The organism is Pseudomonas fluorescens, from assembly GCF_902497895.1.
Lineage (GTDB): Bacteria > Pseudomonadota > Gammaproteobacteria > Pseudomonadales > Pseudomonadaceae > Aquipseudomonas > Aquipseudomonas fluorescens_BP.
The window spans coordinates 1-20,188 of sequence record NZ_CABVHQ010000085.1; the positions used below are offsets into that span (position 1 = coordinate 1).

At 59.2% G+C, this 20,188-nt stretch carries 19 protein-coding genes and 1 tRNA gene; 4 read left to right on the forward strand and 16 right to left on the reverse strand.

Features of this window, described 5'->3' with window-relative positions; translation table 11 throughout:
* Window positions 1–591 precede the first annotated feature (591 nt).
* Together F8N21_RS27160 and F8N21_RS27170 are read right to left on the reverse strand one after the other, a co-directional pair.
* Window positions 592–1,356, reverse strand: a complete 765-nt coding sequence (locus tag F8N21_RS27160; protein ID WP_150645063.1) for a tetratricopeptide repeat protein — start codon at window positions 1,354–1,356, stop codon at window positions 592–594.
* A gap of 398 nt (window positions 1,357–1,754) precedes the next feature.
* Window positions 1,755–1,844, reverse strand: a tRNA-Ser gene (locus F8N21_RS27170).
* A gap of 318 nt (window positions 1,845–2,162) precedes the next feature.
* On the opposite strand from F8N21_RS27170, the gene F8N21_RS27175 reads away from it, so the two are divergent.
* The 3 genes from F8N21_RS27175 (at window position 2,163) to F8N21_RS27185 (ending at window position 4,890) form a co-directional block, all read left to right on the forward strand.
* Entirely contained in the window at window positions 2,163–2,852 is a 690-nt protein-coding gene (locus F8N21_RS27175) for a crotonase/enoyl-CoA hydratase family protein (RefSeq protein ID WP_150645064.1), read from the forward strand.
* Window positions 2,853–3,063: 211 nt separating this feature from the next.
* Window positions 3,064–3,786 (forward strand): 1-acylglycerol-3-phosphate O-acyltransferase, encoded by a 723-nt coding sequence (locus F8N21_RS27180; RefSeq protein ID WP_150645065.1) that lies wholly within the window; start codon window positions 3,064–3,066, stop codon window positions 3,784–3,786.
* Window positions 3,787–3,918: 132 nt separating this feature from the next.
* Window positions 3,919–4,890, forward strand: a complete 972-nt coding sequence (locus tag F8N21_RS27185; protein WP_150645066.1) for a magnesium and cobalt transport protein CorA — start codon at window positions 3,919–3,921, stop codon at window positions 4,888–4,890.
* A 201-nt stretch (window positions 4,891–5,091) separates the two neighbouring features.
* Here the strand turns inward: F8N21_RS27185 and F8N21_RS27190 are convergent, their stop codons facing one another.
* The 3 genes from F8N21_RS27190 to F8N21_RS27200 form a co-directional block, all read right to left on the reverse strand.
* Window positions 5,092–5,826, reverse strand: coding sequence for an amidotransferase (locus F8N21_RS27190; protein ID WP_150645067.1), 735 nt, complete (start codon window positions 5,824–5,826; stop codon window positions 5,092–5,094).
* Window positions 5,827–5,916: 90 nt separating this feature from the next.
* Window positions 5,917–8,061 (reverse strand): 3-hydroxyacyl-CoA dehydrogenase NAD-binding domain-containing protein, encoded by a 2,145-nt coding sequence (locus F8N21_RS27195; protein WP_150645068.1) that lies wholly within the window; start codon window positions 8,059–8,061, stop codon window positions 5,917–5,919.
* 25 nt (window positions 8,062–8,086) lie between these two features.
* On the reverse strand, window positions 8,087–9,292 hold the full coding sequence (locus tag F8N21_RS27200; protein WP_150645069.1) for an acetyl-CoA C-acetyltransferase: 1,206 nt from the start codon (window positions 9,290–9,292) through the stop codon (window positions 8,087–8,089).
* Window positions 9,293–9,953: 661 nt separating this feature from the next.
* On the opposite strand from F8N21_RS27200, the gene F8N21_RS27205 reads away from it, so the two are divergent.
* Window positions 9,954–10,760: a c-type cytochrome gene (locus F8N21_RS27205; RefSeq protein ID WP_150645070.1), complete on the forward strand. Its 807-nt coding sequence runs from the start codon at window positions 9,954–9,956 to the stop codon at window positions 10,758–10,760.
* A gap of 173 nt (window positions 10,761–10,933) precedes the next feature.
* Here the strand turns inward: F8N21_RS27205 and F8N21_RS27210 are convergent, their stop codons facing one another.
* The 11 genes from F8N21_RS27210 to F8N21_RS27260 form a co-directional block, all read right to left on the reverse strand.
* Window positions 10,934–11,737 carry a transglutaminase family protein gene (locus F8N21_RS27210; RefSeq protein WP_150645071.1) on the reverse strand — a complete coding sequence of 268 codons (804 nt, stop codon included), beginning with the start codon at window positions 11,735–11,737 and terminating at the stop codon, window positions 10,934–10,936.
* On the reverse strand, window positions 11,734–12,684 hold the full coding sequence (locus F8N21_RS27215) for an alpha-E domain-containing protein (RefSeq protein ID WP_150645072.1): 951 nt from the start codon (window positions 12,682–12,684) through the stop codon (window positions 11,734–11,736). The genes F8N21_RS27210 and F8N21_RS27215 overlap by 4 nt, the downstream gene beginning before the upstream one ends.
* Window positions 12,685–12,696: 12 nt before the next feature.
* Complete coding sequence (locus tag F8N21_RS27220) at window positions 12,697–14,106, reverse strand: circularly permuted type 2 ATP-grasp protein (RefSeq protein ID WP_150645073.1); 1,410 nt, start codon at window positions 14,104–14,106, stop codon at window positions 12,697–12,699.
* A gap of 420 nt (window positions 14,107–14,526) precedes the next feature.
* Complete coding sequence (locus F8N21_RS27225) at window positions 14,527–14,868, reverse strand: ribonuclease E inhibitor RraB (protein ID WP_150645074.1); 342 nt, start codon at window positions 14,866–14,868, stop codon at window positions 14,527–14,529.
* A gap of 216 nt (window positions 14,869–15,084) precedes the next feature.
* A complete protein-coding gene (locus tag F8N21_RS27230; protein ID WP_150645075.1) occupies window positions 15,085–15,321 on the reverse strand; it encodes a hypothetical protein in 237 nt (78 codons plus the stop codon).
* Window positions 15,322–15,468: 147 nt separating this feature from the next.
* On the reverse strand, window positions 15,469–16,077 hold the full coding sequence (locus F8N21_RS27235; protein ID WP_150645076.1) for an START domain-containing protein: 609 nt from the start codon (window positions 16,075–16,077) through the stop codon (window positions 15,469–15,471).
* 42 nt (window positions 16,078–16,119) lie between these two features.
* On the reverse strand, window positions 16,120–16,374 hold the full coding sequence (locus tag F8N21_RS27240) for a YkgJ family cysteine cluster protein (protein ID WP_150645077.1): 255 nt from the start codon (window positions 16,372–16,374) through the stop codon (window positions 16,120–16,122).
* 167 nt (window positions 16,375–16,541) lie between these two features.
* Window positions 16,542–17,039: a translation initiation factor 2 gene (locus tag F8N21_RS27245; RefSeq protein ID WP_150645078.1), complete on the reverse strand. Its 498-nt coding sequence runs from the start codon at window positions 17,037–17,039 to the stop codon at window positions 16,542–16,544.
* A gap of 102 nt (window positions 17,040–17,141) precedes the next feature.
* Window positions 17,142–18,581 (reverse strand): PLP-dependent aminotransferase family protein, encoded by a 1,440-nt coding sequence (locus F8N21_RS27250; RefSeq protein ID WP_150645079.1) that lies wholly within the window; start codon window positions 18,579–18,581, stop codon window positions 17,142–17,144.
* 364 nt (window positions 18,582–18,945) lie between these two features.
* A complete protein-coding gene (locus tag F8N21_RS27255; RefSeq protein ID WP_150645080.1) occupies window positions 18,946–19,758 on the reverse strand; it encodes an OmpA family protein in 813 nt (270 codons plus the stop codon).
* Window positions 19,755–20,111 (reverse strand): DUF4398 domain-containing protein, encoded by a 357-nt coding sequence (locus F8N21_RS27260; RefSeq protein WP_150645081.1) that lies wholly within the window; start codon window positions 20,109–20,111, stop codon window positions 19,755–19,757. Before F8N21_RS27260 ends, F8N21_RS27255 begins: the two co-directional genes overlap by 4 nt.
* Between the last annotated feature and the right edge of the window lie 77 nt (window positions 20,112–20,188).

Below are 20,188 nucleotides of genomic sequence, written 5' to 3' on the forward strand. Positions count from 1 at the left end.
CCGTAAGGGCGGAACCCTGAGTCGCCGTGACCGCAGCAACGGATATGTACCCAATCAACAAAATACAAGCCGACCGGCTCTTGATCCACCGCCCCCTCGCTACGCCTGTGTGTGTGCCTGAAACCCAAGCTTAAGTGAACAGCATTGCAGCACTAGACTGGGCTTTTTCACGTCAGGACGGTCGGAATATCCAATCTGCTGATGCGCCCAGCGTTCTCGCCAATCGTGTGCAGTAGGCATCGCTTGGACTCTGTTGGAATCGAGAACCTGGCAGGAGGGATGAAAAAGCCCGGCGCTGGGCCGGGCTCTCTGTAGACGGGGCCAAATCCTTTTGGCTGACCTCATTATGATTGGCAGGTGTGACGAAGGCATGACAGGGTCGCGGTTCCGACGATGACAATGCGGATTCTTTCACCAGAAACGCCCCCCCCCGACTTCCGTTAGGAAAATCAGGGGTTTGGCTTGTAGAAAATATGGCGGTGAAGGAGGGATTCGCACCCTTGAGGATGGCCCTCAGACGCGTTCTTTTCTGACCCGAAAACCGAAGCCGCCTTTTTCAACACAGTTGGCCAAAAGCGGACACTCAGAAACTCAACCACCCACCAGGTAGGCTCCGAACGGAACCCGATGTTTCAGCTTCTTGCAGCTGCCGGGAGCGGGCTGATGTCCGGGCGGGCGATCAGGAAACCAGATTCGGCATTTGCCCGGAGGCGGCCAATGGCCGCGGGGAATCTCCATCGCGTCGAACTCGGGTTCTGGCTCGGAGGAAGTCACTTGAAAATCTCCTTCGGGACGTGGCCTGCCAACCGTCCGCGATTCCGATTCCCACTCTGCCTGTGCGGGAGCGAAGGTGCCAGCGTGGCGCTTAGTGTCCAGAGCGGATTGCTCGGCAGCGGCAATTTCTGCTTCGCGGCGCCTTTGGGCTTCCTCTTTCAGCCCCTTCTGTACCGCAACCCGATCCAGTTCGGCGTTGGGTGGGGTACTCGAAGCCTGGGCCTGCTGCGCCGCCTGGATCAATTGGAAGTTGCGGTTGCGTAACTCGACGTTGCGAGCAACCCGCATGTTGGAGCGCGCCGCCAGCGCTTCAGCCTGCTGGTACTGTCCCTGCTGAAGACGCAACACACCGAGGTAGTGCAACGTCGCGGGATTGTTCGGCTGGATCTGCAGCGCACGCTCCAGCGTGGCAGCGGCTTGGTCCAACTGGCCATCTGCATACTGCTGCGAGGCGGATTCAATTAGGCTGGTTGATGCGTTGTTACTTTGCGGGGAGGCTCTTCGCTCTGCAGCAACCGAGCAAAGCGATGCGGCTGCGCAGAACGCCAGGATGAGACCTGGCAGAAAACTCTTGGTTGGCATCAGGGGACGGACTCGGCTGATCTCGGACGGCACTGTCGTATAACAGACCTCCAGCGCTGCTCGGCAGGGGTTGGTTCACTGTCCCGTCATCACCGATGCAGGGACTCTATAGACTTGGCCAGTACCCTGAAGTTCCCTCTGCAACAGCCCCCGTGACGATGATCGACGCGGTCTTCAGTTTGTCGTAGTCGGCAACGGTTGATCCCGGAAATTGGACGTTTAGCTCTGGTACAAAATCTGTCTTTGCCCAGTACGCGCCACCTTCCTCACCCTTGATGCGCCAACCGATAAAGGTTCGTTGGAATTTTGATGGGTTTGATGCCTTGATTCGTTTTGAACAGAAACGCAAAACCCCCGACTTCCGTTAGGAAAATCAGGGGTTTGGCTTGTAGCAAATATGGCGGTGAAGGAGAGATTCGAACTCTCGATACAATTTCTTGTATACACACTTTCCAGGCGTGCTCCTTAAGCCACTCGGACACTTCACCGTATCTCGTCAAACATGTTCTGTCTGTCGAGGCGCGCTAATGTAGTCGAAAGCTTTTCCAATGGCAAATATTTTTTTCAGAATTTTCATGCGCTTAGAGATTTATGTCAGTGGAAGCGGTTGGCCGCTGTGTCGGGCCATGGCAAACCGGCCAATCTCTGACCTTGCCTGTACTTCTATATAGAGAGCAACGCGGCGCTGGCGTGGCCGGCCAGGCTTGTCGGGCGGGCAAAGGCTGACTCATCGGTCAGTCACGGCGCTTTACCTGGCCGGTGGCGGTGGGTAACGTCTGCCTCACTTCATTACAAGGAATAGCGTCATGAGTGAGTTGATTTCTTACCACCTCGAAGACGGTATCGCGACCCTGACCTTGAGCAACGGCAAGGTCAATGCCATTTCCCCGGACGTGATTGCTGCTTTCAATGCTGCGCTGGATCAGGCAGTGAAGGATCGCGCGGTGGTGATCATTACCGGTCAGCCGGGGATTTTGTCGGGTGGTTATGATTTGAAGGTGATGACCTCAGGCCCCCAGGAAGCGGTCAGCCTGGTGACCTCGGGATCGACCCTGGCGCGGCGCCTGTTGTCGCATCCCTTCCCGGTGATCGTCGCTTGTCCTGGGCATGCGGTGGCCAAGGGTGCATTCCTGCTGTTGTCGGTGGATTACCGGATCGGCGTCGAAGGCCCGTTCAGCATCGGCTTGAACGAAGTGCAGATCGGCATGACCATGCACCACGCCGGCATCGAGCTGGCCCGGGATCGTCTGCGCAAGTCGGCGTTCCATCGCTCGGTGATCAACGGCGAGATGTTTGACCCGCAAAGTGCGGTGGATGCTGGCTTCCTCGACAAGGTGGTTGCGTCTGAGGAGCTGCAAGGCGCCGCACTGGCTGCCGCGCGTCAGTTGAAGAAGATCAACATGACTGCCCACAAGAACACCAAGTTGAAAGTGCGCAAGGCTCTGTTGGAAACCCTGGACAACGCGATCATCCTGGATCAGGAGCATTTGGTTTAAAGCCCAAAGCCACACCGAGAAAAGCCCGACCATCGAGTCGGGCTTTTTCTTGGGTTTTCTTTGAAGGCCCTTATAGCCGCTCTAAATCGCATTTGACGCTAGTCGGAAACATGTACTTAAACATCGGCTATCTCCCGCTTCTATACAGGCAATTGCCGAAAACAGTGCACATCCGTACACTGCGCCACCTTTTGTCCCGGCGGGTCTGTAAATGCTTCATCTGTTTCGCATGTTGTTGATGGGGTTGCACTTTATGGCGGCGGGTGTGCTTGGAGTCATGCTCGGATTGTGCCGACCGTTCAATCCGGATAACAGCCGTTTATGCGCTCGTCTCTACGCCTGGCCGGCGATGTGTATCTTGCGCCTGCGAGTGAAAGCCGAGGTCGGGCCGTTGATGGACAAACCTCCAGGCTGCGTGATCATTGCCAATCACCAGTCCAACTATGATTTGTTCGTGCTCGGCAATGTGGTGCCACCGCGCACGGTGTGCATCGGCAAGAAGAGCCTGAAATGGGTGCCGTTGTTCGGCCAGTTGTTCTGGCTCGCCGGCAACGTGTTGATTGACCGTGGCAACGCCCACAAGGCCCGCCAGGCGATGCTGACCACCACCCACACCTTGCGGCACAAGGACACCTCGATCTGGGTCTTCCCGGAAGGCACGCGCAACCTCGGCGAAGAGTTGCTGCCGTTCAAGAAAGGCGCGTTCCAGATGGCGATTGCCGCGGGAGTGCCGATCGTTCCGGTGTGTGTCAGCAGCTATATCAAGCAGATGCGCCTGAACCGCTGGCACAGTGGCAAGATCCTGATCCGCTCATTGCCGGCGATCCCCACCGTCGGCTTGAGCCTGGACGATATGCCGATGCTGATCGCCCAGTGCCGCGAGCAGATGCGCGAGTGCATCGAATCGATGGATCGGCAGTTGCAACCAGGCTGAAACCCGCCCGCCTCGCGCGGGCGTTTTTTGTCGGTGAACTGCGCCGATGTTGCTGACTCTGATCAGACAGAGCAGGCTAAGCATGCACCATGCCTGCCACTGCCATTGGCCACGAAGAAGCGAACAAGAATTATGGGTAGAGTCGTTGCTGCTGCGGTTTACAGCGCCGGGAAGAAAGTCACCAATATAACTCTTGATGAAGGCAGCGCCTGGGCCGCCAAACCCGGGCACTTCGTCTGGATCGGCCTGGAAGAGCCGAATGCCCTGGAACTGGCCAACCTGCAACGCCAGTTCAACCTGCACGAACTGGCCATCGAAGACGCCCTGGAAAAACACAGCCGCCCGAAACTGGAAACCTTCGGCGATGCATTGTTTATCGTCACCTATTCGCCGGTGCGCACGGCGGGCAGGCTGGAGTTCATTGAGACCCATATCTTTGCCGGCAATGGCTACATCATCACTGCCCGCAACGGTCAATCAAAGTCTTACGCCCATGTCCGACAGCGTTGTGAGGCGCGACCGCTGTTGCTCGAGCACGGGGAAGATTTCGTACTCTATGCCCTGCTCGACTTCGTCATCGAAAACTACCAGCCGGTGGGCGAAGCGATCCATGCCGAGATCGATGAGCTGGAGAGCAACGTGATGTGTAGCTCACTGAATGAGCGCGACATCCAGAAACTCCACAGCCTGCGCCGCGATGTGCTGCGATTGCGTCGGTATGCGGCGCCGATGGTGGAGATCGGCGAGGAATTGCAGAAGCTGAGCTTTCCGTTCATTGACAAGAACATGCGGCCGTATTTCCGCGATGTGCAGATTCATGTCACCCGGCAGATGGAAGACCTGGCGACCCTGGCGGACATTGCCAGCCAGACCATTGAAGTCGGGGTGTTGCTGGAGGCTTCGCGGCAAAGTGTGGTGCAACGCAAGTTCGCGGCCTGGGCGGCGATTCTGGCGTTTCCGACGGCGGTGGCCGGGATCTACGGGATGAACTTTCAGAACATGCCCGAACTGGCCTGGCACTACGGATACTTCGGGGTGCTGGGGTTTATTACCCTGGGGTGTGTCGGGTTGTGGGCCAGTTTCAAGCGGTCGGGGTGGTTGTAGGTCCGGCCCTGGTGGTTTGCAGGTTAGACCGGTTGACCCCATCGCGATGCGGACACCCACGATAGTGCAGGTGCATGCGGTCGGCGTAGGAGCTGGCGAAGCCTGCGATCTTTTCGCCGGACATCACCATCGCCAGGATCAAAAGATCGCAGCCTGCGGCAGCTCCTACACGGGCGGCGTTCCGACGATGCCTTTAGAGGTCTAAACCGACTCAGCCGGCGGCTTGTGCGCCACAAACCGCATCATCCATTCCGCCACGGTAGCGCCATGGTGTTCATGGTCCAGGCTGGCCACGCCTTTCTGGTAGATCTGCTCGCCAAGGGCCTGCTGACGAAGCTCCAGCAGCGCTCGGGAATAGTCGTGGATAAACTCCGGGTGGCCCTGGAAGCACAGCACCTGGTCGTTGATGTGATAGGCGGCGAACGGGCAGAAGTCGCTGGAAGCGATCACCGTGGCGTTTTCCGGCAAGGCGGTGACCTGGTCCTGGTGGCTGATCAACAAGGTCAGTTCTTCGACCACCGGGCTCATCCACGGCGCTTTGGCAGCCGCGGCCATTGTGTAGTGGTGGGTGCCGACACCCCAGCCCTGGGGCGCGCGTTCGCTCTTGCCGCCCAGCAGTAGAGCCAGCAGTTGATGGCCGAAGCAGATGCCGAGCAATTTGTCGCCGCGCTCGTAGCGCGCCAACAGGTAAGTCCTGAGGGTTTCAATCCACGGATCGGTACCGAAGGAATCAGCTTTGCTACCGGTGACCAGATAGGCGTCGAAACTCAGCTCATCACTGGGGTATTCGCCCTGCATCACGTTGTAGACGCTGAACTCGGCAGCGATCGGCTGTTGCGAGAACAGGCGCTGGAACATCTGCCCGTAACCCTGATATTGATCGACCAGTTCTGGACGCAGGATATCGGTTTCCAGAATGCAGATGCGTAACGACATAAAAAATACCTGACACGATTAAGGTGATAGTGCACACCTCAGAGCCTGCCTTGAAATAGCGGTTCAAGGCAAGCTCACTCCTTGAAACCGTCAGAACAATTTATCCTGGGCAGCCTTCTCCAACAGCAGAGCCGGTGGCGCGAAGCGTTCGCCATATTGCTCGGCCAGGTACTGGGCGCGGGCAATGAAGTCCTTCAAGCCATACTGGTTGATGAACTGCAGTGCACCGCCGGTCCAGGCCGCGAAACCAATGCCGAAGATCGAGCCGATGTTGGCGTCGGCCGTCGACTGCAGCACGCCCTCCTCCACGCAGCGCACGGTTTCGATGGCCTGCACGAACAGCAAGCGGTCACGCACATCCTGAGGCGAAATCTGCCCGTCGGCTTTCTCGAAACGCTTTTTCAACGCCGGCCACAGGTGCTTTTTCCCTCCGGCGGGATAGTCGTAGAAACCGCCACCGGCCGCCTTGCCCGGGCGTTTGTACTCATTGAGCAGCAGATCGATCACCGCAAAGGCCGGATGCAGCAGCAGCGGTTTGCCTTCGGCTTGCAGGTCCTTGGCGGTCTGCTGACGAATATGGTTCATAAGGCTCAGGGATACTTCATCGGAAATCGCCAGCGGGCCGATCGGCATCCCGGCTTTGCGCGCTTCGGTTTCGATCATCGGCGCTGAAATGCCTTCGCCGAGCATGGCGATGCCTTCGTTGGTGAAGGTGCCGAACACCCGCGAGGTGAAGAAGCCACGGCTGTCGTTGACCACAATCGGGGTTTTTCGAATTTGCAGAACGAAGTCGAAACCGCGCGCGAGGGTTTCATCGCTGGTGCACGCACCCTTGATGATTTCCACCAGGGGCATTTTTTCCACCGGGCTGAAGAAGTGCAGACCGATGAATTTTTCCGGCTGTGGCACCGCGGTGGCGAGGCCGCTGATGGGCAAGGTCGAGGTGTTGGAAGCGATCACCGCCTCGCTGCCGACCACTTTTTGCGCAGCGCTGGTGACCCTGGCCTTGAGCTCACGATCCTCGAATACCGCTTCGATGATCAGGTCGCAACCGGCCAGATCGGTATCCTGCCCGGTGGTGCGGATTCGCCCGAGGGCGGCTTCACGCTGCTCGGCCGTCAGTTGTCCACGGGCAACTTTCTTGTCGAGCAACGCCGCCGAATGGGCCTTGCCCTTTTCGGCGGCGGCGAGGTTGATGTCCTTGAGCACCACCTCGATCCCGGCCACCGCACTGACATAGGCGATCCCGGCCCCCATCATGCCCGCACCGAGCACCCCGACCTTGCGTGTCACATAGGGCGCAAAACCTTGCGATCGAGAGCCGCCGGCGTTGATTTCGTTGAGCTGGAACCAAAAGGTGCCGATCATGTTCTTCGCCACCTGGCCGGTGATCAGTTCGGTGAAGTAGCGGGTCTCGATCAACTGTGCGGTTGCGAAATCGACCTGGGCGCCCTCCACCGCCGCGCAGAGGATTTTTTCCGGCGCCGGCAGGCAACCATTGGTTTTGGCGCGCAGGATCGACGGCAAAATGGCCAGCATCTGCGCCACTTTCGGCTGTGACGGGGTGCCTCCGGGAATCTGGTAGCCGCTCATGTCCCAGGGCTGTTTGACCGCCGGGTTGGCGACGATCCACGCCCGGGCCTTGGCCAACAGCTCATCCGGATCAGCCGCCAACTCATCGATCAACCCAGCCTGCAGCGCTTGCTGCGGGCTGACTTTGTTGCCTTCGAGCAGATATGGCAGGGCTTGTTCCAGCCCGAGCATGCGGACCATGCGCACGACCCCGCCGCCGCCCGGCAACAGACCGAGGTTGACTTCCGGCAAGCCGATCTGCACTGACTTGTTGTCCAGCGCGACGCGGTGATGACAGGCCAGGCAAATCTCCCAGCCGCCGCCCAGCGCTGCGCCGTTGATCGCAGCGACCACCGGCTTGCCCAGGGTCTCCAGCGTTCGCAGCTGGCCCTTGAGCGTCAGGACCGTGTCGTAGAACGCTTGGGCCTGGGCTTTGCCGACGCTGATCAGCTCATTGAGGTCGCCGCCGGCAAAGAAGGTTTTCTTCGCCGAGGTGATGATGACCCCGGCGATCGACGCTTGTTCGGCAACCAGCCGGGCAACGCTGGCAGCCATGGCATCGCGGTAGACCGCGTTCATGGTATTGGCGCTCTGGCCGGGCATGTCGATGGTCAGGACGACGATCTGGTCCTGACCTTTTTCGTAACGGATGGCATCAGTCATGAAAGTGTTTCCTTGTAGTCAGGGCTCAGAGACGTTCGATGATGGTGGCAATACCCATGCCGCCGCCGACACAGAGGGTCGCCAGGCCATAGCGCAGGCGTCGCACTTCCAGTTCATCGAGCAAGGTCCCGAGGATCGCGCAACCGGTAGCGCCCAGCGGGTGGCCCATGGCGATAGAACCGCCGTTGACATTGACCTTGTCCGGGTCGATGGCCATGTCCTTGATGAACTTCAGCACCACCGAAGCAAAGGCCTCATTGACCTCGAACAGGTCGATGTCTTCGACCCGCAGCCCGGCCTTGGCCAGGGCTTTGCGAGTGGCCGGGGCAGGACCGGTGAGCATGATGGTCGGATCGGTGCTGGTGACCGCCGTGGCGACGACCCGCGCCCGCGGCTGCAGCCCCAGCGCCCGGCCCTTGGCCTCGGAGCCGATGAGCATCAACGCTGCGCCGTCGACTATCCCCGAGCTGTTGCCAGGGGTGTGCACATGGGTGATGCGCTCTACGTGGCTGTAGATCCGCAACGCCGTGGCGTCGAAGCCCATTTGCCCGATCATCCCGAAGCTCGGTTTGAGATTACCCAGGCCTTCAAGAGTGGAATCGGCGCGAATGAACTCATCGTGATCGAGCAGGACGATGCCATTCTGGTCCAGCACCGGCACCAACGACTTGTTGAAAGAGCCGTCCGCCCTCGCCCGTGCGGCCTTTTGCTGGGAGGACAAGGCAAAACCATCGACATCCTCGCGACTGAAGCCTTCCAGCGTGGCGATCAGGTCCGCGCCAATGCCCTGGGGCACGAAATGGCTGTGCAGGTTGGTTTGCGGGTCGAGCGCCCAAGGCCCGCCGTCGCTGCCCATCGGCACCCGCGACATGGACTCGACGCCACCGACCACCACCAGGTCCTCGAATCCGGAACGGATTTTCATGGCGCCGAGGTTGACCGCTTCCAGGCCCGAAGCGCAGAAACGGTTGATTTGCACGCCGGCCACGCTGACGTCCCAATCGGCGACCAGCGCGGCGGTCTTGGCAATATCGGCGCCCTGGTCGCCGATCGGCGTCACGCAACCGAGCACGATGTCATCGACCTGGCTGGTATCGAGTGCTGTGCGCTGTTGCAGAGCGTTCAGCAGCCCGGCCAGGAGGTTTACCGGCTTGACGCTGTGCAAGGCGCCATCGGCCTTGCCTTTGCCACGAGGGGTACGTAACGCATCGAAAATCAAAGCTTCAGTCATGACGTCCTCGAACCGCTGGGCAGGTGAGCAATACAGACTTCCCACCTTAGGCTCGGCAGCTAAGGATTCAATGACCGAAGCGCTCACTGACCTTGACGGACACGCTCAGACGAACGGTAGCAAGCAATCGAACACCCGGATGGAGCAACGGAACTGTCTAGCCAAGGGGCGGCAAGAAGCTGGCAATAGGCCTCATACCTTTTTATACACATTTGTACCAGTGCTGATATGAAATGGATCTAAAGCAAGTGGGACGCGGCCCCTAATGTAAACCTGTACGAGGTTGTCGTCGGGTTTTGCCGAGGCCCTCGTCAGAAAGGAAGTACAGCGCTTTGCCATCATGGAGAAATGTAGGCAAGCAATTTGACGTTCAATAAATAACAAAAAAGGCAGTCAGCCATGTTCAAACAATCGAAAGTACGTCAAGCCGGGCTCATTCTATTCGCCACCACGCTGCTCCTGATATTGCCGAACCTGACCAAAGTGATCGGCTAAAGGCGTGGCAGTTTCACAGCGCCGCACTCAATTTGTGCCCCGATTTACTACCGGGGCCGGCGCTTGTGTGCCAATCTTCGAGCAAGACCCCGGAGCTTGATGGCGCCCTGTTCGGCGACGTCCCGCCGTCCCGGGACGAATTTACTGACGACATTACGGCGACCCATTGAAACCTTTCATTTTGCTCGGGGCCTTGCTGCTCTGCACGCCCCTGTACGCCGCGCAACTGGTCCTGGACCTGGGCGCTGGGAGCCGGACCTGGCAGACCGAGGAACTGCTCAAGCACCCTCAAGCCCAGACAATCCGGATTACTGACGATGTGTCCTACAAGCGGGACATGAGTTATCGCGCCGTGCCGATGTCCGCGTTGCTCACGGGCATCGCCGCCGATGATCACCTGCAAGCGGTGGCGCTCGACGGTTTTGCCGCCGAGCTGGCCGCTGGCCCGCTGCTGAATGACAGTGGCGCTCAAGCCTGGCTGGCGGTGGAAGATCCGCAGCATCCCTGGCCGCCACTGGCTGCGGGCAAGCCGAGTGCCGGGCCGTTCTATCTGGTCTGGAGCAATCCCCAGGCCGGTCAGATCAGCCCTGAACAATGGCCGTTCCAGGTCGCGAGCATCAAGCTCCTGGCAGCAGTCACCGAGCGTTTCCCGGCCTTGCGCCCGGATCCGCAGCTGGCGCCGAATGATCCGGTGAATCAGGGTTTTGCGCTGTTCCAGAAGAACTGCCTGACCTGCCATCGCCTAAATGGCGCGGGTGATGCGCAGATGGGACCTGATCTGAATATCCCCTTCAGTCCTACCGAATACTTCGGGGCCGATTTCCTCAAGCGCTATATCCGCGACCCGCAAAGCCTGCGCCAATGGCCACAGGCGAAAATGCCCGGTTTCTCCGCGAGTGTATTGCCAGACGCGGAGCTGGAGTTGTTGGTGGGGTATTTGAAGCATATGGCGGGGCGTAAGCAGCAGCCTTGATGGTTTGACAATTTGCGTCTCGACCCATTCCCCGTAGCAGCTGGCGAAGCCTGCGTTCGGCTGCGAAGCAGTCGCAATCCGACCGCTGCGGTTACCCTGATAAACCGCAGTATCAGATTTTACGACCGCTTCGCAGCCGAACGCAGCTGCTACGCGCGATGCGGTATCCCCGATTACTGCTGCTGCACCGAAAAAACCGGCGTCGGCGAGACGAAGACTTTGGCGTGCATCTGCTCGCTGCCACCGCCGCGGCGCATGCCGCGTACCGGACAGGCATCCAGGTAGTCGAGGCCGACCGCCAGTTTCAGGTGACGCTCGGGCCGGGCCAGTTGATTGGTCACATCAAAGCTGTACCAGGCATCGTCGAGCCATGCTTCAGCCCAGGCATGACTGGCCAGGTGTTCGCTGTTCTCGCTGAACAGATAACCCGAGACATAACGTGCCGGAATGCCCAGGCTGCGGGCGCAGGCCAGGAATGCATGGGTATGGTCCTGGCAAACCCCGGCCCGTCCGGCGAAGGCTTCGGCAGCACTGGTATCGACTTCGGTGGAGCCCGGAGTGTAGGTCATGTGCTGGTTCAAGCCGTGCATCAGATCGATCAACCCGGTGCGATCCCGGCGCTTCAGGCATTGCCTGGCAGCAAAGGCACGCAAGGCTTCATCCGCCTCGGTCAAACGGGTAAAACGCAGGAATGGCAGTGCCGACTGGCTCTCATGCTCGGCTTCGTGCTGTTCATCGATATCCACTTGCCCGCGGGCGCCGATGACAATCGCATCATGGGGTTCGTCCATGGTCAGCACGTGCAGGATATTGCCGAACGGATCCAGTTGCGCGCGCACCGGCCGTGGCAGGTCAAGCTGCCAGCTGAGCACGTGCTGACGCTCGCTGTCGTGGGGCGTCAGACGCAAATACTGGATGCTCGCTCGCACCTGATCTTCGTAGTGATAGGTGGTCTCGTGGCTAATGGAAAGTCTCATGCAGCCTCCAGGTAGGAACTGTGAATGGCGGTGCCCAACTGGCGCACCAGCGGGATGTATTCGGTCAGCCAGGCGTGCAGGCCTTCCTCGAGGATTTCATTGATCCCGGTGTAGCGCAGACGCGCGTCTATCTCCGCGGCCAGGCGTTGCGCTGGCCGGCCGTTGGCGCCCGGCAGGCTGGCGAGGATCTGGTCGATCTCTTCGGTGCAGGCACGCAGGGAACGCGGGACATCGGCCCGCAACAGCAACAGTTCGGCGACCTGTCGTGCTCCGGGAGCGTCGCGATAGATCTCGGTATAGGCCTCGAACGAGGACAAGGCGCGCAGCAAGGCGCTCCACTGGTAGTAGGCGTGGGCCGTGCCGTCGCTGACCGCTTCGGCACGGTCACCGGCCATTTCATAGCGGGCATCGAGCAGGCGCAGGGTGTTGTCGGCCCGCTCGATAAAGGTCCCGAGACGGATAAAGCGAAACGCATCGTTGCGCATGATGGTGCCGTAGGAAGCGCCACGAAACAGGTGGGACCGCTCCTTGATCCACTCGCAGAAACGGCTCATGCCATAACGGCTGAGGCCCTGTTCGGCGATCCCGCGAATCTCCAGCCAGGTGGCATTGATGTTTTCCCACATGTCGGCGGTGATTCGCCCACGTACCGCATGGGCGCTGGCCCGCGCGGCACCGAGGCAGCTGTAGATGCTCGCCGGGTTGGCCGCATCCAGGGCGAAAAAGTGCAGCAGCCGCTCGGCATGCAGCGCACCGTGGCGCTCCAGATAATCGTCCAGGGTGCCGGTGATCAACAACGGCATCGCCAGTTCATGCAAACCATCACCGCGGCCGTCCTGCGGCATCAATGACAGCGAATAGCTGATGTCGAGCATCCTTGCGAGGTTTTCCGCCCGCTCCAGGTAACGCGACATCCAATACAAATCCGAGGCAGTTCTACTTAACATGGCAGGCTTCCTTCAATCCTCGACCACCCAGGTGTCCTTGGTTCCACCACCCTGGGAGGAATTCACCACCAGGGATCCTTCGCGCAGGGCGACACGGGTCAGGCCGCCGGGCACGACCCGGGTTTCGCGACCAGACAAGACAAACGGGCGCAGGTCGATATGGCGCGGGGCGATGCCGTTTTCGACAAAGGTCGGGCACGTCGACAGGCACAGGGTCGGTTGGGCGATGTAGGCATGCGGCTTGGCCTTGATCCGCGCGCGGAACGCTTCGATTTCCGCCGCCGTCGCCGCCGGCCCCACCAGCATTCCGTAACCGCCGGAACCCTGGGTTTCCTTGACCACCAGATCCCCCAGGTTCGCCAGCACGTGGGACAGCTCCTCGGGCTTGCGGCACTGAAAGGTCGGCACGTTCTTGAGGATCGGCTCCTCGTCCAGGTAGAAACGGATCATGTCCGTGACGAATGGATAGACTGATTTATCGTCCGCCACTCCGGTGCCGATGGCATTGGCCAGCACCACATTGCCCGAGCGATAGGACGACAACAGACCAGGCACCCCAAGCATCGAGTCCGGATTGAACGCCAGCGGGTCGAGGAAGGCATCGTCGAGGCGTCGATAGATCACATCCACCGCTTTCGGCCCGTCGGTGGTGCGCATGAATACCCGATCATCGCGGACAAACAGGTCAGCACCCTCGACCAGTTCGACGCCCATTTCCCGCGCCAGGAATGCGTGTTCAAAAAACGCGCTGTTGAAGCGTCTGGGCGTCAGCACCACGACACTGGGGTTATCCAGCGGGCTGGAGCTTTTCAGGGTGTCGAGCAACAGGTTGGGGTAATGATCGATCGGCGCGATGCGCTGGGCGGCGAACAATTCGGGGAACAGCCGCATCATCATCTTGCGGTCTTCAAGCATGTAGCTGACGCCGCTGGGGGTGCGCAGGTTGTCTTCGAGCACGTAATAGGTGCCGTCACCATCACGCACCAGATCGACGCCAGAGATGTGCGAATAGATATCGCGATGCAGATCCAGCCCTTGCATGGCCAACTGGTACTGCTCGTTGGCCAGTACCTGCTCGGCCGGGATAATGCCGGCCTTGATAATGCGTTGCTCGTGGTAAAGGTCGGCGAGAAACATGTTCAACGCCTTGACCCGCTGGATGCAGCCACGTTCGACGATCCGCCACTCGCTGGCGGGAATGCTGCGTGGAATGGTGTCGAAGGGAATCAGGCGCTCTGTCCCCTGCTCATCACCATAGAGCGTGAAAGTAATCCCGGCGCGATGAAATAGCAGATCGGCCTCGCGTCGCCGTTGTGCCAATAGCTCGTCAGGCGTATCGGCCAGCCAACGGGCAAACTCCCGATAATGCGGACGGACCTGGCCGCCGGCATCGTACATTTCATCAAAATAGGTGCGGATCATGCCGTACTCCTTGTCACCCGGACACCTGGGCTTCGCAAGGCCCGTGCCAGCGGCATAAATCCTTTAATATCAATCGGTTGGATAAGCGCCCAGAAAACACCGCACCATTGCTGTGCAGCAAACGCCCCCACCCGATCGTCCCCCGCTTCATTGCGAAGCACTGCCAATGGCTATCACCAATCACCAGCATAGCCAGCGTTGATTTCGTTGCACGGGCGGGCCAGAGGATTTTACGCAGCGGCAAAAGATCGCAGCCTGCGGCAGCTCCTACAGGTTTTGTGTACAACCACAATTTTGAGGCGTGCCCGGTCGGCGTAGGAGCTGCCGAAGGCTGCGATCTTTTGATCTTCTGTCAGCCACAAACGAAATCGGCCGACCCTAGGGCCAGCCGATGCTGAGTGTTGATGCTGTTCATAGATGTTATGCGAGTAACCCTCGTACCTCCTGCTTCACGCCCCAACCTTCGATTATCCCGCCCAGAGGCTCGACCACCGCCTCGAAATCCAGCTCGAAGTCACCGATGCCTCCGTAGGTGGCATACATCACCTTGCTCAGCTCCAGGTACCAGGCGCCATCATCACGCACGCTGATCTGAGCATTGAGTGACTCACCGCGATAATGCCCTGCCGCTCTGCGTGCCCCCTCCTCGTCCGGGAAAATGGCGTAGAACTCGATGGGATGGAATCGTGAAAAGTCAAAACCGCCTTCTTTCATGCGGCGCAGCACGCTGCTGCTGATGTCTTCTTGATAGGCTGTGCTCATGAAAACGTCCTCCTAAAACCCAATGGATAGACTTTCCGTACTCCCCCGCGCTCGCAACCGAATGGTGAAAGCAATACGGCAATAGAACTGCCGCGGGGAAACAAGCATGTAGCTGACAAGACCAGACCTTAGCGATTCATTCGCTGATCTCGATTGCAGAGTAGCGCGAAGCCAGTACCTGTACCAGAGGGGCTGGACAAGGATAGTGCGAGAAGCTCATCGAGCCTGGTTGATGCTGAGGATTTCAATGCTGCACTGTTCCTTCAGGTTTTTAACCGTGGGGTCTTCGGTACGGCCTTCCAGATCATTGAGATCCAGCGCGGCCGGGACTGGGAGAAGTTTTGCCCGAATCATTTGCGCAGCCTGCTCCAGGCTGGGCTTTTGCTCGCAATCGAAATGTTCAACGGTTTTAACGCCATGATCATCAACGAAGGTGACTTCCCACTTTTGCATCTGTGTCTCCTCGATAAATCCCGTTAATAGGCTTACAACATCTCGACCTTGAGCACCGGGCATCGTTCCACCCACAGTGCCAGAGGCTTTGCATAAAAAAAGCCGCCCTTAGGCGGCTTCCTTTCAACAGGCAACTGGCTCGAGCCGTTACGGCTTTTCAGCCCTTGCTTTCAATGCTTTCAAGGTATTGAACGGCGCATCGACGACAAACTTGTTGGCCAGCCACGATGGCACACTGCCGCCCGGATCGGTGTGAACCTGATAGGTCACTTCGATCTGGTCCACGCCTTTGGGGACGAACTTCCAGAAGCCCTGGACTTGAGCCACCCGCACGAAACCCTTTTCTTCGGGAAGATAGGTCGGCACGCCTTGCAGATTGCGGGTCAGGCTGCCATCGGCACCCTCGACAGTCGTAATGTGCAGCACCGAATCACGGGCAGTCACTGGCCAGGGGGTATTGAACTGGGTGTAGGTCCAGCTTTGATTGCTTTCGTGCTTGAGCAGCTTCTGTGACTTGCACTCGTGGATCCAGGCGCAGGCACCGACGACGTCTTCCTGCAGGCCACGCAACTTGGCCATGGAGGTTTTCATGACTGTCACACCGCGGTAGGCCTTGTATTCGGAACCGGCGACATCGCTCAAGGAAATCTTGATGCCGTCCGCCTCCTTGGCGGTTTTCCATTCCTCGGCCTGGGCCGTTGCGGCCAGCAAAACGGTGAAACCACAGAGCACAGCCATTCGATGCAGCGAACCCATTGTCTTTTTCCTTATTGTTGAAGTTCCGTTCAATGAAACCCCCTAAGCCGCCGTCATTTTCTCCCACCAACCGATCAATTTGATGGCTTCTTCACGACTGCTGCCGCAGACCTCGAGATCCGCCTGAAACGACCCGCAGACTGGCGGCCGCTCGGGCATCCCGAAAATCGCGCACAAGTGTTCGGCCGACAGGTGCAGGCACCGTTCTCCCGCGGCTTTGCCATTGGGCATGCCGGGAATCGGAGTACTGATGGAAGGGGCAATGCAGCAGGCGCCACAGCCTTCACGGCATTTCATGACGACAGAACTCCTGGCGACGGGCAAAGGGTTAATGACGCGGGATAGAGTACCCGCTAAAACAGTTGTTTGAAATTGGCCAGACTGTGGTTTTCTCGCTCAACCGACCGTGACCGGGCAGTCTGCGACAAAGTGTCAAGGTCGGGGCTCACAATCGGTGTAGGTATTTACCGCTTGAACTCGAACTCAAGCGCTGCACCCTCGACATCCCGGCGCTCTTCATTACGCAGCTGCAAGCCCATTTCATTGTTGATCAAGCGCCCGTTCAGCTGGAACGGACCGCTTTCCCCAGGTTTATCGCCAAACAGCTGCGGGAGCAAAGGCGCATGCTGGGTCTGTACAAGCGTACCTGGCGGCTGCAACTGACTGACCATTTCCGGCGGCAGGCTCAGGTCCACTCTGGCCGGGGGCAATGGGGTCTTTGCCACTTCACTTGCAGACTTTGCCTTGGACGCGATGGGCGCGCGCTTTTTCACAGGCTTCGGCTTTTTCGCCGTCACCGCCTTTTTAACGGGCGTGACTTTTTTTACCGCCGCAGGCTTCTGCGTTGTTGTCGCGGGGGACGCTGCAGGCTTATCCGGGCTGGAAGCTGCCATCACCGCCCCGCCATTGAACACGCTCAATAAACAGACTAAAAACCAGCCAATAACAAAAGTCGCTTTCATAAAAACTACAGCCTTGACGGCAGGGGGCCGTATGCTCGCTTGTTGGACGGTCCATGACAAGCGCGCCGACCAGCCGATCATCCGACGGGGCCTGCGCCCCTTTCAAAAACCGCCCGCCGCCTCCTGACACAATTGATTGGCGAGCATGCCCAGGGTCATCAACGTGCGCTCGGCTTCGCGATTCCAGGGGGTGCCGCAGTTCAAACGAATGCAGTGGTTGAACTGCTCGGTATTACTGAAAATCAGCCCCGGAGCGATGCTGATGCCCTGCTGCAAGGCACGCACATGCAACTCCTGAGTGTTGACCCGCCCGGGCAGGCTGACCCAGAGGATGAAACCGCCCGTCGGCCGGGTCATCTGCGTGCCTTCCGGGAAGTACTGCTGCACCGCCAGCTGAAAGGCGCTGAGGTTCTTGCGGTACTCCTGGCGGATGTAGCGCAGATGGCGGTCATAACCACCGTTCTCCAGATAAGCCGCGATGCCCATCTGCGTGACGCTGCACGCCGAATGGGTGCTGAAGGTCTGCAGGCGCTGGATTTCCTGCTGGTACTTGCCGGCAATCATCCAGCCAATCCGCACGCCGGGCGACAGGGTCTTGGAAAAGCTCGAACAATAGATCACCCGATCCAGCCGATCATAGGCCTTGAGGGCCTTGGTACGGCCCTGTTCGAACATCAGTTCGCCGTAAATATCGTCCTCGACGATCTGGATATCGAAATCCGAGGCCAGGCGCAGCAACTGTTTTTGCCGCTCTTCGGGCATGGTGCCGCCCAATGGGTTGCTCAGGCGCGTGGTCAGCACCAGTGCCTTGATCGACCACTGGTTCGCCGCCAGTTGCAGGGCTTCGAGGCTCATGCCGGTGGCGGGATCGCTGGGGATCTCGATGACTTTCAGACCCAGCAGGTCAGCCAGTTGCAGCAGGCCGTAATAGGTCGGCGATTCGGCCGCGATCAGGTCGCCTGGGCGGGTCAGCACCCGCAACGACATCTGCAGGGCGTCGACACAACCGTGGGTGATCACTACTTCCGAGGGATCGACCACCACACCGGCATCGCGCATGCGGATCGCCACCTGGCGGCGCAAGGGTTCAAAACCGGGACTGAACATGTAACTGAAGGCCCGCGGGCTATGAAAGCGCGTGACTTTGGCCAATTGCTGATGCAATGCGCGCACCGGCAGATAGTCGACGCTCGGCACGGCGGCTCCCAGCGGAAACACACCTTCGCGCCGTGACTCAACCAGTACTTGTTGAATGATGCTGCTGCGAGTGACCAGTCCGGGCCGCTCGACCCGGGCGATATCCGGGGTCGGCGCAGTCAGCGCCGGCGTCTGGTGCACGTAATAGCCGGACTGTGGCCGCGCACGGATCAGCCCCTGATCCTCGAGATTGGCGTAAGCCTGGAGCACCGTCGCATGGCTGACATTGAGCTGCGAGCTCATCTTGCGCACCGAGGGCACACGCTCGCCCGGCTGGTACACACCACGACGGATATCCTCAGCTAACTGCTGAGCGATACGTTGATAGAGCAAGAGATTGGTCATGACGCGGCACTCGACTTCACGGGCATTTTATTTTTGTGTGGAACAATACCGGAACAGTTTAGAAGTGTACGGGCACAGTTGCCACAATAGTCGACCGTACAGTGCAGTGTCATCAAAAACTGTACTGTTTTGTGCGGCAATTAGCAGGCATAAAAAAACCCGGCACCATAAAGGGGCCGGGTCGTGTAGGAGCTGCGTAGGACTGCGTAGGAGCTGCGTAGGAGCTGCGTAGGAGCTGACGAGTGCAACGAGGCTGCGATCTTTCCCGGTCCACTTGAGTCCCAAGCGAAAGATCAAAAGATCGCAGCCTCGTTGCACTCGTCAGCTCCTACACAGCTCCTACACAGGATTTCTGGCGTCACCCTTAGCGAGCAGCGCCCAGCTGGCCTTTTTCGTCGGAGAACACAATTTCCACCCGCCGGTTCTGCGCCCGGCCGCGTTCGGAAGCGTTGACCTCGACCGGATACTCATCGCCGTAGCCTTCGACCTGAATTCGCTTGTCCTCGACCCCCAGATCCATCAGCACGTTGGCCACCGCTTGAGCGCGATCGCGCGACAACTTGAGATTGTCCTGCTTGCCTCCGGTGCTGTCGGTATAACCTTCGATCCGCACCACGCGCTTGGGATTGAGCTGGAGGAACTGGACGATTTTCAGCACGGTGCGGTTGGCCGAACTCTTCAAGTCCGCCTGGCCGGTATCGAACAATACATCGCCCAGGGTCATCACCAGACCGCGATCGGTCTGGGTCGTGGCCAGGCTGATGATCTGCTCTTCCAGCCATTTGCCCTGCTGCTGCACGCTCAGCAGTTTGGCTTCACGCAAGGCCAATTGCAGGCGCTGACGCTCCAGCTCGAGCTTTGCTGCGCGTTCCTGGTTGAGTATCTGCTGGCTGTGCTCGCGGGCAATTTCACTGTAGCGCTGGCTCAGGTAAGCGTAATGCTTTACATCCGAGCCGCTGCCCCAGTAACTGGTCAGACGATCGGCACGGGCCAGGGACTCACCGGCACGGATCACGTCCTTGGGCGCGATGCGCAGCACGTTGGAGTCTTCCTTGACCTTCTGGAAGTCGGCGCTGGCTTGCGCCAGAGCGGCTTCGCTTTGCTGGCCGGCGCAACCGTACAGGCTCACGCAACCGGCCACCAGCAATCCACCGAGTACTCGGGTCTTCAGGCTCATTGGGCATCCCCCAGTTGCTTGCGCAGGCGAGTGATGCGGGTATCGAGCACGTTCAATTGCTCCTGGCTTTTCAGGGTCAGGACCCGCGCCTCGGCCAGACGGGCGTCCAGTTCGGCCTGTTCAGCCCGCATGCGTGCATGCTTGAACGACAGGTCGGTCATATCGCCCTGAGCCCGGGTGTATTTGTCTTGCGCAAGCTTCAGCTCGGGCACGTCTTCAGTCGTTGCACCCACGGCCCTGGCTTGTTCCAGGGCTTGTTCGGTCAAACGCATTTGTTCATTCGGCGCCGGATCGGCTGCACAACCCGCCAGAGCCAGAACGGCCAGGGCAGCGAAAAGAGGTCGAATAGTCACACAAGATTCCTAGGGTGCGTTCTTAATAAAGGGCGGATCGCGTTGATGTTGTGGTCGTGCCAGGCAAGGCGCGGGAC

Coding starts and splice junctions, on each gene's coding strand:
- F8N21_RS27230 (WP_150645075.1), bottom strand. CDS start 15,321: ATGCAAAAGTGGGAAGTCACCTTCGTTGATGATCATGGCGTTAAAACC.
- F8N21_RS27215 (WP_150645072.1), bottom strand. CDS start 12,684: ATGTTAAGTAGAACTGCCTCGGATTTGTATTGGATGTCGCGTTACCTG.
- F8N21_RS27180 (WP_150645065.1), top strand. CDS start 3,064: ATGCTTCATCTGTTTCGCATGTTGTTGATGGGGTTGCACTTTATGGCG.
- F8N21_RS27185 (WP_150645066.1), top strand. CDS start 3,919: ATGGGTAGAGTCGTTGCTGCTGCGGTTTACAGCGCCGGGAAGAAAGTC.
- F8N21_RS27250 (WP_150645079.1), bottom strand. CDS start 18,581: ATGACCAATCTCTTGCTCTATCAACGTATCGCTCAGCAGTTAGCTGAG.
- F8N21_RS27200 (WP_150645069.1), bottom strand. CDS start 9,292: ATGACTGAAGCTTTGATTTTCGATGCGTTACGTACCCCTCGTGGCAAA.
- F8N21_RS27190 (WP_150645067.1), bottom strand. CDS start 5,826: ATGTCGTTACGCATCTGCATTCTGGAAACCGATATCCTGCGTCCAGAA.
- F8N21_RS27220 (WP_150645073.1), bottom strand. CDS start 14,106: ATGATCCGCACCTATTTTGATGAAATGTACGATGCCGGCGGCCAGGTC.
- F8N21_RS27225 (WP_150645074.1), bottom strand. CDS start 14,868: ATGAGCACAGCCTATCAAGAAGACATCAGCAGCAGCGTGCTGCGCCGC.
- F8N21_RS27255 (WP_150645080.1), bottom strand. CDS start 19,758: ATGAGCCTGAAGACCCGAGTACTCGGTGGATTGCTGGTGGCCGGTTGC.
- F8N21_RS27210 (WP_150645071.1), bottom strand. CDS start 11,737: ATGAGACTTTCCATTAGCCACGAGACCACCTATCACTACGAAGATCAG.
- F8N21_RS27195 (WP_150645068.1), bottom strand. CDS start 8,061: ATGACTGATGCCATCCGTTACGAAAAAGGTCAGGACCAGATCGTCGTC.
- F8N21_RS27235 (WP_150645076.1), bottom strand. CDS start 16,077: ATGGGTTCGCTGCATCGAATGGCTGTGCTCTGTGGTTTCACCGTTTTG.
- F8N21_RS27240 (WP_150645077.1), bottom strand. CDS start 16,374: ATGAAATGCCGTGAAGGCTGTGGCGCCTGCTGCATTGCCCCTTCCATC.
- F8N21_RS27175 (WP_150645064.1), top strand. CDS start 2,163: ATGAGTGAGTTGATTTCTTACCACCTCGAAGACGGTATCGCGACCCTG.
- F8N21_RS27245 (WP_150645078.1), bottom strand. CDS start 17,039: ATGAAAGCGACTTTTGTTATTGGCTGGTTTTTAGTCTGTTTATTGAGC.
- F8N21_RS27160 (WP_150645063.1), bottom strand. CDS start 1,356: ATGCCAACCAAGAGTTTTCTGCCAGGTCTCATCCTGGCGTTCTGCGCA.